The organism is Amycolatopsis ultiminotia, assembly GCF_039536925.1.
GTDB lineage: Bacteria > Actinomycetota > Actinomycetes > Mycobacteriales > Pseudonocardiaceae > Amycolatopsis > Amycolatopsis ultiminotia.
Genome location: NZ_BAAAZN010000008.1, coordinates 346,794 through 358,657, shown reverse-complemented (window position 1 = coordinate 358,657; position 11,864 = coordinate 346,794). Strand labels below are relative to the sequence as shown.

9 protein-coding genes are annotated in these 11,864 nt (G+C 68.7%); all 9 read right to left on the bottom strand.

Features of this window, described 5'->3' with window-relative positions:
* On the bottom strand, window positions 1-3,612 hold a 3,612-nt coding region (locus ABD793_RS21050; protein ID WP_344862472.1), incomplete at its 3' end, for a type I polyketide synthase.
* A 41-nt stretch (window positions 3,613-3,653) separates the two neighbouring features.
* Complete coding sequence (locus tag ABD793_RS21045; RefSeq protein ID WP_344862470.1) at window positions 3,654-4,847, bottom strand: cytochrome P450; 1,194 nt, start codon at window positions 4,845-4,847, stop codon at window positions 3,654-3,656.
* Window positions 4,848-4,892: 45 nt separating this feature from the next.
* Window positions 4,893-5,102 carry a DUF5988 family protein gene (locus ABD793_RS21040; RefSeq protein WP_344862468.1) on the bottom strand — a complete coding sequence of 70 codons (210 nt, stop codon included), beginning with the start codon at window positions 5,100-5,102 and terminating at the stop codon, window positions 4,893-4,895.
* Between the two features lie 219 nt (window positions 5,103-5,321).
* Window positions 5,322-6,296 (bottom strand): Gfo/Idh/MocA family protein, encoded by a 975-nt coding sequence (locus ABD793_RS21035; RefSeq protein ID WP_344862466.1) that lies wholly within the window; start codon window positions 6,294-6,296, stop codon window positions 5,322-5,324.
* Window positions 6,293-7,276 (bottom strand): Gfo/Idh/MocA family protein, encoded by a 984-nt coding sequence (locus ABD793_RS21030; protein ID WP_344862464.1) that lies wholly within the window; start codon window positions 7,274-7,276, stop codon window positions 6,293-6,295. The genes ABD793_RS21035 and ABD793_RS21030 overlap by 4 nt, the downstream gene beginning before the upstream one ends.
* Before the next feature lie 321 nt (window positions 7,277-7,597).
* Complete coding sequence (locus tag ABD793_RS21025) at window positions 7,598-8,719, bottom strand: hypothetical protein (RefSeq protein WP_344862462.1); 1,122 nt, start codon at window positions 8,717-8,719, stop codon at window positions 7,598-7,600.
* Between the two features lie 25 nt (window positions 8,720-8,744).
* Window positions 8,745-9,335 carry a hypothetical protein gene (locus ABD793_RS21020; protein WP_344862460.1) on the bottom strand — a complete coding sequence of 197 codons (591 nt, stop codon included), beginning with the start codon at window positions 9,333-9,335 and terminating at the stop codon, window positions 8,745-8,747.
* 36 nt (window positions 9,336-9,371) lie between these two features.
* Complete coding sequence (locus tag ABD793_RS21015) at window positions 9,372-10,634, bottom strand: MCE family protein (RefSeq protein WP_344862458.1); 1,263 nt, start codon at window positions 10,632-10,634, stop codon at window positions 9,372-9,374.
* Window positions 10,634-11,863 (bottom strand): MCE family protein, encoded by a 1,230-nt coding sequence (locus ABD793_RS21010; protein ID WP_344862456.1) that lies wholly within the window; start codon window positions 11,861-11,863, stop codon window positions 10,634-10,636. The genes ABD793_RS21015 and ABD793_RS21010 overlap by 1 nt, the downstream gene beginning before the upstream one ends.
* Between the last annotated feature and the right edge of the window lies 1 nt (window position 11,864).

Genomic DNA, 11,864 nt, shown 5'->3' with positions numbered 1-11,864 from the left:
CTCAACCCACCGCTCCAACTCCACCGCACACTCCTCAACCCGCGCAGCAAAAACCGGAGAACACTCCAACAACTCCCGACCCATCCCCAACCACTGCGCCCCCTGACCCGGAAACACCCACACCACCCGACCCGGCACACCCGCACTACCAACACACAAACCAGCCGAGCTTTCCCCATTCACCAACCCACGCAACCCCGCCAACGCCTCGGTGTCCGAACCAGCCACCACCACAGCACGCTCACCCAACACCGCACGACCCGACACCAACGCACCAGCCACATCCGACAACGACACATCACCGCCACCCCCAACGAAATCCGCCAACCGACCCGCCTGCCCCGCCAACGAAGCAGTGCTGCGCGCCGACACCACCAACGGCACCACACCCACCGGCACCGGCACCTCAACAACCGGTTCCAGCTCCACCACCGGCGCTTCCTCCGGCGCCTCCTCCACGATCAAATGCGCATTCGTCCCACTGACCCCGAACGACGACACACCCGCCCGGCGCGGGCGACCACCCCGCGGCCACTCACGCGACTCCACCAACAACTCCACCGCACCAGCCGACCAATCAACCTCCGGAGTGCGCGCGTCCACGTGCAGCGTGCGCGGCAGCACCCCGTGCCGAAGCGCCTGCACCATCTTGATCACACCCGCGACACCGGCAGCCGCCTGCGCGTGCCCGATGTTCGACTTCAGCGAACCCAGCCACAACGGGGTTTCCCGGTCCTGCCCGTAGGTGGCCAGCAATGCCTGCACCTCGATGGGATCGCCGAGCGTCGTACCCGTCCCATGTCCCTCCACGACGTCCACATCGGACGAAGTGAGCCCGGCGCCGGCCAACGCCTTGCGGATCACCCGCTGCTGCGACAAGCCGTTCGGCGCGGTCAAGCCGTTCGACGCACCGTCCTGGTTCACCGCACTGCCACGCACCACCGCCAGGACCCGATGGCCGCGTTCGCGCGCCACCGACAATCGCTCCAAGACCACTACACCGACGCCTTCGGCCCACCCGGTGCCGTCCGCCGCCGAAGCGAACGCCTTGCACCGCCCGTCCGGGGCCAGCGCACGCTGGCGGGAGAACTCCACAAAGGAACCGGGCGACGCCATCACCGTCACGCCACCGGCAAGCGCCATCGAACACTCGCCCTGCCGCAGCGCCTGCGCGGCAAGGTGCATCGCCACCAGCGACGACGAGCACGCCGTGTCCACCGTGACCGCAGGACCCTCGAGACCAAGCACATAGGACACCCGGCCGGACGCCACACTCGACGCGGATCCCGTGGCGGCAAAGCCCTCCAGTTCCGGTGCGGTCGCACCGGCCCCATAGCTCTGTCCCATCAGGCCGGAGAACACCCCGGCATCGGTGCCCTTCAACGAGACCGGGTCGACCCCGGCGTTTTCCAGCGCCTCCCACGAAGTCTCCAGCAGCAGCCGCTGCTGCGGGTCCATGACCAGGGCCTCCCGCGGCGAGATCCCGAAGAACCCGGCATCGAAATGCCCTGCGTCGTGAAGGAAACCGCCCTTGCTGGCGTAGGAAGTGCCGGTCCGTTCCGGATCCGGATCGAACAAGCTCGCCAGATCCCAGCCACGATCGTCCGGGAAGTCGGAGACCGCGTCGGCCCCTTCGGCCACCAGCCGCCACAGGTCCTCCGGCGAAGCAACGCCACCCGGCAACCGGCACGCCATCCCGACGATCGCGATCGGATCACCCGCATTGGCCACCGTCGTCGGCTCAGCCACCACGCGCGTGATCCCGAGAACCTCCTCACGCAGCCGTGCGGCCAGCTTTTCCGCGGTGGGATGGTCGAAGACGACACTGGTGGGCAGCCACCGGCCGGTGCTCTTGGTCAGCCGGTTACGCAGTTCGACGATGGCCATCGAGGTGAAGCCCAGGTCGCGGAAGGCATGTCCGGCCGGGACCGGCTGCTGCAACACATCCGCGGCCAGCGCCTGGACCAGACCTTCCAGCAGTGCCAGCTGCGCACGTTCGTCCAATGCGGACAGCCGCGCACGCAGAGCCGCCGTGACGGCTTCGTCAGGCTCGACACTGGTCGACGGTTGATGGTTTTCACTTGCGGTGTACACCAACCGGCCGGGCTGTTCGGCCAGCAGACGCCGCTTGACCTTGCCGGACGCGGTCCGGGGGATCTCGGCGATCTCGTGGATCTGCTCCGGCACCTGGTACGCGGAAAGCTGCTCGCGGCACCGGCTGATCAGCGCCTCGGCATCGAATCCGGACGGTCCGGGGAGCACGTACGCGACCGGCACCTCCCCGAGCGTTTCGTGCGGCACACCACCGACCGCCACGTCGGCGACGCCCTCGACGGTGCGCAGTACCGCCTCGATGTCCCCGGGGTGGATGTTCTCCCCGCCGCGGATGACGAGTTCCTTGATGCGGCCGCAGATGGTGAAGTAGCCGTCCTCGTCGCACCGGGCCACGTCGCCGGTCCGGAACCAGCCGTCCTGCATCGCCGCGGCCGTCGCCTCCGGGCTGTTGTGGTAGCCGAGCATCACGTTCGGCCCGCGGACCCACACCTCCCCCTCCTGTCCGGCGGGAACGGTGAGCCCGGTGTCCGGGTCGACGACGCGGACCTCCACACCCGGCACCGGCAGGCCGCAGGATCCCTCGACCCTCGCGCCGTCCGGCGAGTTCATGGTGATCGCACCGCAGGTCTCGGTACTGCCATACGCGTCGATCAGCGGGACCCCGAAGGTCTCTTCGAACTCCCGGCGCAGCCCGGCGCCGAGCACCGCTCCCCCGGCAAGGCCGATCCGCAGGCTGGGTGCCGAAAACCCGTTCTGCCGGGCGGCCCGCACCAGGTGGTGGTACGTGGTGGGCACCCCGGCGAGGAAGGTCGAGTTCTCCAGACCGATCAGCCGGATCACGTCGTCGGCAGAACTCCCGTCCATGATCCGCGCGGTGGCGCCGACCATCGTGACGGAAAGGACGCAGGCGATGTGCGAGAGGCTGTGGAACAGCGGGAGCGGCCAGAGCACCCGGTCCTCGTCGGTCAACCCCGGGATCGGCACGTAGCAGGAGGCCACCGACCAGAGGCAGTTGCGCTGCGTCGACAGGGCGCCCTTGGGCCTGCCGGTCGTGCCGGACGTGTAGAACATCCAGGCCGGTTCGTCGAGGCCGAGGTCGTCGCCGGCAGCTTCGGCCGGTTCGGTGCCGGCGAGTTCGTCGTAGGAGTAGGTGCCCTCCGGAGCGTCACCCGTCACCAGCAGCGTGACGTCCGGCGCGAGCCGGAGCCGTCCCGCCTGCTCGGCATCGGTGATGACCACCGTGGCACCGCTGTCGGTCAGCAGGTGCTCCAGCTCGGCGAGCGCCGAGGCAGGGTTGAGCGGCACGCCGATACCACAGGCGCGCACGATCGCAAGGTAGCTCTCCACAGTGGACACACTGTTGCCGAGGCAGATCGCCACCCGGTCCCCGCGGCGGACGCCGAGTGCCGCCAGGTGCCCGGCCAGCCTCCGGGTACGCGCCGCCAGATCGCGGTAGGTGACCGTCCGGCGGTCGTCGGCGAACGCAATCTTGCCGGGGAAACGGGTCGCGTGCTCGAGGAGTGCGACGGGAAGCGGCTTGATGAGATCGGTGCGCACTGTGCCGCAAATCCTTTCGGCGATTCAGCGGGGAAAAACGCTCACCAGCAGACGGGCAGGTTCTTCACCGCGAAGACGGATCCTTTGAGCCGCAACGGAACCTCGTCAGCCGCGACCGCCAGCCGGAGGTCCGGGAACGCCTGGAGCAGCGCGGAGAGCCCGACGCGGAGCTCGATCCGCGCCAGGTTCTGCCCCAAGCACTGGTGAATGCCGAAGCCGAACGCCACGTGCCCGGAGGTTTCACGATCGATGTCCAGCTTCCCCGGGCATTCGAACTTGGCCGGATCACGGTTGGCCGCGGGCAGCGACACCGTGACGGTGTCACCCTTCTTGATCAGCTCACCGTCCAGTTTGAGGTCTTCCAGCGCGGTCCGGTAGGTGTGGTACTGGTTGACGGTGAGGTAGCGGAGCAGTTCCTCGATCGCCGCATCCAGTTTGGCCGGCTCCGCCCGCAGCGCCGCCAGCTGGTCGGCGTGGTGCAGCAGCGCGAAGACGCCGACCGCCAGTGCGCTCTCCGTGGTCTCGTAACCCGCGAAGAGCAGCAGCGTGACGATGTTGCGCAGCTCTTCCCCGGTCAGCTCCTCGTCCTCGACGAGCGCGCTGATGAGGTCGTCTTCCGGCTGTTTGCGACGCCGCTCGATGACCTCGTCGAAGAAGACCGCGGTCTGCTCGTAGGCGGCCACGGCCTCCGCCGGATCCGCATCGGCGTCGTGCAGGAGGGTCACCGCGGGTACGTACCGGTCGCGTTCGTCATAGGGCAGCCCGACCAGCTCGCCCAGCATCCGCAGCACGAGTGGTTGCGCGAAGTCGGCCACCAGATCCGCCTGCGCCCCGCGCGCACGCATGACTTCGATCTGTTCTGCGGCAACGGCCTCGACGCGCGAGGTCAGCCTGCTCGTCCGGCGGAGGGTGAACTCACCGGTCAGCAGACGGCGGTACCGGGTGTGCCCCGGCGGGTCCATGTGGATGAACATTCCGGGGATCAGCGGATGGGTCGGGATCACCTGCCCCTGATGCGTCACCGGGAAGTGCCCGATTTCGCAGCTGTGGCTGAACCGCGGATCGCTGAGCACCTCGCGCACCAGTTCGTAGCTGGAAACGATCCAGCCGACGTGCCCATCCGGGTAAACCATCTTCGCGAGTGGACGTTCTTCGCGCAGAGAGTCGAATACCGCGGGCGGATCGAACTTGTCGGTCCGCGCCCACGGCACCTCAAAGGGTATTGCGTCGGTCATGGAAACCTTCCCGTTGCCAGATCGTGCGGGTACCCGGAGCGCCTTTTACTCGGCGATCTTCGTGCGATGTGTCCACCGGAACACCGCGATCCCGGATCCGTCCACGGCCTGCCCGTCGTGGACGAAATGCTCGTACCCCGCCCCACGACGGATCTTGAGTGTCCGGTCCAACTCGGCCACCCGGATGCTGCGATCGGTCGCCGTCAACTCGGCCGGTCCACCGCTCAACGCGATTTTCACTTGCGCAACACTCATCGCGATCTCCACATCTGGACGATGTCGGTCCACCTATTCGGACTTTTCCCAGCGCACATGCCCGATCCTCGAATTCTCAATTCAGAGTAGGCGGGCCATGTCCTGGCGACATCCCTCAGCCTGGTAGAGCCCTTCGTGTGGGCATCGCGCACAGACGAAGGGGCTCTCCTCCCTTATTGCGAGAGGAAAGCCCCTGCACGTCGAAGCAGGATCGGCCCTTCAATGCCCGGATGGCACGACCAGATCAACCGGCCGTCCGGTGTTCGCCGATTCGTGGGCCGCCTGGACGATCCGCATCGTACGCAGGCCGGCCGCACCGTCCGGGCCGATTCCCGCGCCGGTCTCGACCGTGCCGAGAAAATCCTTGAGCATCGACGAATACAGCTCTCCCCCGCCCGGTTCCCACCGCTCACCACCGGTGGCAGCGTCGAATCCGCGAAGCAGCTGCGGAGTGGCGTTGAACTCCACACTCGCCTTGTCGCCGATGAAGGTGACGGTTGGCGGGCCGGCTGCCCCCGACAGGCTCCAACTGCAGTCGAACGAGGCAACCTGCCCACTTCGGTACCGCACGGTGACAACCGCCGCGCTCTCGACGCCCGAACGTCCACTGAGGACGGTGTTCGTCTGTGCGTAGACCTGCTCCGCGGGCTCCCCGTGGAGCACCGAGTCCACCAGGTCGAGCAGGTACGGTGCGTTGGCGCCGAGCGCGCCGCCGTCCTTGCCCGGCCGGGTGTTGTACGAACCGTGGACGGTCGTCAGCTCGCCGACCACGCCATCGGCGATCCCCTTGCGCACAGTGGCGAACGCATCGCTGTAGCAAGCCGGCGACGCGAGCGTGAGCCGGACGCCGCCGAGGTCGCAGGCGTCCACCATGGACTTCAAGTCCGTTTCCTTGACAGCCAACGGGTACTCGCACAGCACCGGTGCACCCGCCTCGGCCGCGCGCTCGACCAGTTCGACGCGGCGCTCGACCTCGCCGGTGACCACCACCGCCGCCGGAGGCGGCGCGAGCAGCTCGTCCCAGCTGTCCACATAGGAGACACCAAGTCGCTCAGCCGTGGCCCGGTCCCGCGCCTGGTCTTCCGGCGTGCCGTCGGGATCCGCGGTGACCAGCTCGATCCCCGGCAGGTCGCGCAACAGCCGGGCGTAGGTTTCGGCGTTCTCGTGCGCGAACGACAGAATGGCAACCTTCACGCGGCTCCCTCCACAGACAGTTCCACGGCACGCCCGGTCCACGCGGACTCCGCAGCGGCGTGGGTGATCCGGACGGCGGCCAGCGCGTCCCTGGCACCGATGCGCGGCTCCGGACCGCCCGCGAAGGCGGTGGCGAACTCACGCATTTCCGAGGAGAACACCGATTCCCCGGCGTAACCGAAGTTTTCGCCGTCACCGTCGGCGACGCGGACCTCTTGGGGCCACTCGGAGTCGTAGCGCACGGTCCCGCCGGTACCCGAGACGTGGAACGCCACCCGCACGGGCGGCCGCGGCGTCGCCGTCCACCGGCTCACGACCTGGCTGACCGCGCCGCCGGCGTGCGTGAGTACCGCAGTCCCGACCGCGACCGCGCCCTCCGGCGCAGGCGTGGCTATCTCGCCTTGGTAGCAGGCATGCACCCGAACGACGTCTCCGAAGACCCAGTAGGCCAGGTCAGCACCGTGCAGCAGCTGATCGGTGAGAATTCCGCCCGACCGCGCGGACGCGTGCCCGGTCCACGGTCGCGGATGGTATGCGGAGAACGAGAACCGGCCGACCGCGCATTCACCCACCCCGCCGCTCGCCACCAGCTCGTGGAGCCGGGCGAACGCGGGGGCGAACCGCACGTCGTGCGCCGGGTAGAGGCGCACCCCGGCACGCTGCGCCGCGGCGACGATCTGCTCGGCCTCCTCGGTGGTGGCCGCCAGCGGTTTCTCGCACACCACACCGACTCCGGCGGCGATGGCGGCCATGGCGATCTCGTGGTGGCTGCCCGTCGGGGTGCAGATGTCCACGGCATCCGCGCCGTCCAGCGCCTCGGTCAGCGAGCCGGCAGCCTGCGCACCGAACTCGCGTGCCACGTCCACGCCGCGGCCGTCGTCGGAGTAGACCCGGACCGCAGCCCCGGCGCCGAGCCACGCTGCCAAGTGCAACCGGGCTATCAGGCCGGCACCGATCAGTGCCACTTCGAGCTGTCGCATGGACTTCCTCACCGATCGCGGACGACAGATGCCGGACCCGTGGAAGCCGGGAGGCACTGCCGAGCGGCAGGCGCCTCCACGTGCCAAGCCCGATCAGATTCGCCCACACCGCCGAGCAGAGCCATAACCAACGTGGGTAGTTCGCTCAGCGAGCAGGACCGCGGACGGCCCCGGCCAGCACCCGGGCCACCCGCGATCCGCGATCCGCGATCCGCGATCCGCGAGAGCTACCCACCCGACCGCGGCCAACGCGAGCACCCTGGCCCCCGCAGACGGCGAAAGCTGCTTACTCGGCAGCAGCTCCGGCGAGCACCCGCGAAGTCACTTGCTCGGCGGCGGTGCCGGCGCGGACGAGGAAGGTGCGAGCTGCTGCGGCGACTGGGCAGCCTTGTAGGTGTCCAGGTCGGTGATCTTCCAGGTGTCGCCCTGCAGCTGCGCGTCGACGTGCAGCTGCGCGGTGCCCGCCGCGGTCTGCTTGGTGTCCGCGCGCGTGGAGGTCTGGTCGACGAACACCATCACCCTGGCCAGATCGCCGTTGAGCATGATCACCGCGCTGCGGCTGACCTTGCAGGTCACCACCATCTTCTGCTGCGGGGCGAGCTTCTTCACCTGGCCCATCAGCGCGTTGTAGCGGGACTTGACCTCGTCGTTGGCCAGCAGCGAGTTCGCCGCGTCCTCGGTTTTCTTGATGTTGTTGTAGTCGTAGGAGAACAGCGTCTCGGTGGCCTTGGAGACCGCGTCCTTCGCCTGCGCGGTCTTCGCCACGTCCAGCAGCGCGGTGTTGCTGGTCGAGTCCGCCACCGTCCGGTACTGGATCTGGAAGATCACCGCGGCCGCGGCCAGCACCAGGCCGACGACCAGCAGCACGCAGGTCAACACGGTGGTGCGGCTCGCCGCGGACCGCTTCGGGGGGTCTCCGGCGGCCTCGTTGGTCTCTTCCCGCGTCTGGGATTCCGCTTCCTCGACGTCCACCGGCTTCGCCCGGCCCGCGTCCCGGCGTTTGCGCCGCGGACTGGGCCGCGCCGCCACGGGGGACTGCTCGACTGCCTCGCCGGTGAGCGCGTCGACCTCGCCGGCCTCGGCCGTCTCGGGGGCCTGCTCGGCCGGGTCCGGTTCCTCGGCGGTTTCTTCGGCGGCCGTTTCCTCGGTCTCCGAAGCCGCTGCGGTCTCCGGCTCGGCCCGCAACGCTGCACGGGCCTCCCGGCTCAGCCGGATCTCCTGGGTCACCTCGGTGGGGTCCACGTCGGCGAGCCGCGAGCGCGGCCGGTGCTTGGCCGCAGACGGGGTGGCGGGCTTCGAGGCCGGCGGGGTGGCCGGTTTCGGGGTCGGCGGCGGGGTGGCCGGGTCCGCGTCCGCGTTCGACGGCTTGCGCAGCCCGGCCACCTTCGGCCTGCGGGCCGGCGGCGTGCTGCTGCGGGGCGGCTGGCGACGAGAGGGGGGCACTGCGGAACTCCGATCTGCGGTGAAGCTACTGGCCGGCGGCGACGAGGGGCACGTTGTCGATCCCGGACAGCTTCCACTCGCTGCCGACGCGGGTCATCGAGACCTCGAGGCGCAGGGCCTTGGTGCCGTGCTGCCCGCCCGCGGTGGTGTCGGTGGTGATCGCGGCCAGGAAGCTGGCCTTGCCCTCGTGGTCGTCGAGTTCCTCGACGGCGGTGTCCTGGATGTTGGTGGTGACCTTGACCTTCTGGTCGGTCAGCGCCTTCGAGTAGTTCGGCCGTGCCTGGTCGATCTGCTGGGCCATATCGGAGGTGGACACGGATTTCTGCTTGGTGAAGTAGTCGTCGAGGTGCTCGTAGTCGACCTCGGTGTAGGCCAGCACCGCGGCGGAGCCTGCCTGCCGCACGTCATCGCGCGAACGTGCCAGGTCGGCGTTGTCGTCGGTGGACGCCGCCCACCACATGATGCCGAAAACCACCGCGACCACGAACGCAGCGAGTGCGAACGCACCGGCACCGAACAGCCACGTACGCGGTGATCCGGGCAGCTTCCGCTTCGCCGGCGGCGGCGGAGGTGCGGCCGGCACCTCTTCCTCGGCGACGGCTGGGTCGGAACTCATAGCACTCCAGAGTAGGTAATGGTCATGAAATCGGCGTCAGCTGACGCCGAGCAGCGAGCCGAGGCTGTTCATCGACACCCCCGGGCTGCCGACGACGCCGGGCACCTGCGAGTCACGCATCTCCTGCAGCTGCTGCGCGGGGCGGTTCGCGTTCTGCGACACGTCCTGCGGGGACGGCGCCACCGGAACCCCGTTGTACGGCGCGTTCTGCGATCCACGCACGTTGATCGGGCTGCCCTTGGGCTCGGCGCAGTAGGCCTTCGAATCCGGATCCCGCTGTGCGTCGTCCGAACCGGGGCGGTACTGGCTGTAGGGCAGGTAGCCCTTGGTGCACGGGGGCGGGTTGAACAGGTTCAGCACGAGCCCGAGGTGCGCGGTGTCGTCGCCGGGCGCCACCGACGGGGCCGCGCCTGCCAGCGCCGGATAGGTCACCAGCGCCTGTTCCAGCCCGTCCTGCCGGGTCACCAGCAGGTTCGACGTGGTCAGCAGGTTCGCCACCAGCGCACCCAGCCCCGGACCGGTGTCGTTGACCACCTCGGTGATCTGGTTCGCGACCTGCGGCGTGACGCTGATCAGCTTGCGCAGGTCGGCGTCGGAGTCCTTCAGCGTGCCGCTGAGCTGGTTCAGGTTCTTGGAGAAGTCCGCGAAGTTCGAGGCTTCCTCGTTCTGCGTGTCCAGCACCTGACCGCCCGCGTCGAGCAGCTGCACGGTCTGCGGCAGGTACTGCTGCGCGGTGGTGGTGAAGCTGCGCGCGGTGTCGAGCAGCTTCTGCAGGTCGCCGCCGGTGCCGCGGAAGGCGTCGTAGGACTGGTCGACCACGGTGCGCAGTGAGTCGGTCGGCACCGAGGCGGACAGCGAGTCCAGGTCGCCGAGCAGCCGATCGGTGCTGACCGGGGTGCTCGCCTTGGCGGCCGGGATCACCGAACCACCCGCGAGGTAGGGCCCCTGGTCGTGCTTGGGCCGCAGGTCCACGTACTGCTCACCGACCGCGGACCGGTTCGCCACCAGCACGTCGAGATCCGTCGGCACCCGCGGCGCGGACGGGTCGATGTCCAGGTCGGCTTCCAGCCCGGTCTCGGTCAGCCGCAGCTGCCCGACCCGGCCGATGTTGAACCCGCGGTAGGTCACCTCGGCGTTGGTGAAGATACCGCCGGATTCGTTGAGCTCGAGCTTGACCGTGTAACCGCTGCTGCCGAACACCTGGCCGAGCCCGGCGAACCGGATCAGCGCGTAGACCACCGCCACGATCGAGATGAGCGCGAACAGCACCAGCTGGATCCTCGTCCTGCGCACCAGCATCAGCCAGCACCTCCGGAAAGCACGCCGAACAGACCGGACAGCCCGTTGTTCTGCGACGGCTGACCGCCGCCCTGCCCGCCGGTCGAGTTCGGCTGGTTCTGCCCCGCCCCGGACTGACCGGGGATGGGCAGCGGCGGCGGCTGGTCCGACGGTGTCCCGTCGACCCCGCCGGTCAGCCCCGGCGTCGGCAGCACGCCGTTCAGCCCGTTCTGCCTGCTGCGGCCGAGGTTGTCGATGATGTCCTTGAGGTTCAGGTCGACCTTCAGGAACAGGTTGAAGTAGTCGCCCTTGACGTCGTTGTAGGCCTGGTCGGTGAACGGGTAGGTGAGCAGCAGTTCCAGTGCCTTCGGCAGATCGTTGCCTGCCTCACCGAGCTTCTGCAGCGTCGGCGTGAGCGCCTTGAGGTCGGCCACCAGGTCCGCCTTGCTCTTGTTCACCGTGTCGGTCGCGACGCCGGAGAGGTTGTTCAGCGCGTTCAGCATGGTCACCAGCTGACCGCGCTGCTGTTCCAGCACGCCGATCCCCGGCCCGAGGTTGTCCACGGCACCGACCAGCTTGTCCTTCTGGTCGTTGAGTGTCATCGACAGCCGGTCCAGCCCGTCGAGCGCGTGCGTGATGTTCGCCGACTGCTCGTCGAGGTTCGTCACGAGCCGGTTCGCGTTGTCCAGCAGCGCCTTGATGTCCGGCTCCCGGCCGGAGGTGGCGTTGTTGAGCTCCTTGGTGATGGTGTTGAGCTGCTCGACACCACCGCCGTTGAGCAACAGCGACAACGCACCGAGCACCTCCTCGACCTCGACGTCGCGGCCGGTACGGGCGAGCGGGATGGTCGCACCGCTGGTGAGCTGCCCCTGCGCCTGGCCGTCGCCGGGTGCGGCCAGCTCCACGTACTTCTCGCCGAGCAGGCTCGACTGCTTCACGTTGGCCAGCGCGTTCGCCGGGAGCTTGACGTCGCCGTTGACCTCCACGGTCACCTCGGCGTGCCAGCCGTCCGGGGTGAGGCCGATGGACTTCACCTGGCCCACCGGGACCTCGTTGACCTTGACCCCGGACTGCGGCACCAGGTCGAGCACGTCCTGGAACTGGATCTTCAGCTCGTACGGGTGGCCGCCGAGGTCCGCACCACCGGGCAGCGGGACGTCGTAGATGCCGGAGAAGCCGCAGCCGCTCAGCACGAGCGCGGACACCGAACAGACCACGCCGGCGGCGGAGAGCCTCGTCAGTCGCTTCACG

Excerpts from the sequence above, each read along its gene's own strand:
- ABD793_RS21045 (WP_344862470.1), bottom strand. The coding sequence starts at position 4,847 with ATGACCGACGCAATACCCTTTGAGGTGCCGTGGGCGCGGACCGACAAG.
- ABD793_RS21040 (WP_344862468.1), bottom strand. The coding sequence starts at position 5,102 with ATGAGTGTTGCGCAAGTGAAAATCGCGTTGAGCGGTGGACCGGCCGAG.
- ABD793_RS21030 (WP_344862464.1), bottom strand. The coding sequence starts at position 7,276 with ATGCGACAGCTCGAAGTGGCACTGATCGGTGCCGGCCTGATAGCCCGG.
- ABD793_RS21020 (WP_344862460.1), bottom strand. The coding sequence starts at position 9,335 with ATGAGTTCCGACCCAGCCGTCGCCGAGGAAGAGGTGCCGGCCGCACCT.
- ABD793_RS21015 (WP_344862458.1), bottom strand. The coding sequence starts at position 10,634 with ATGCTGGTGCGCAGGACGAGGATCCAGCTGGTGCTGTTCGCGCTCATC.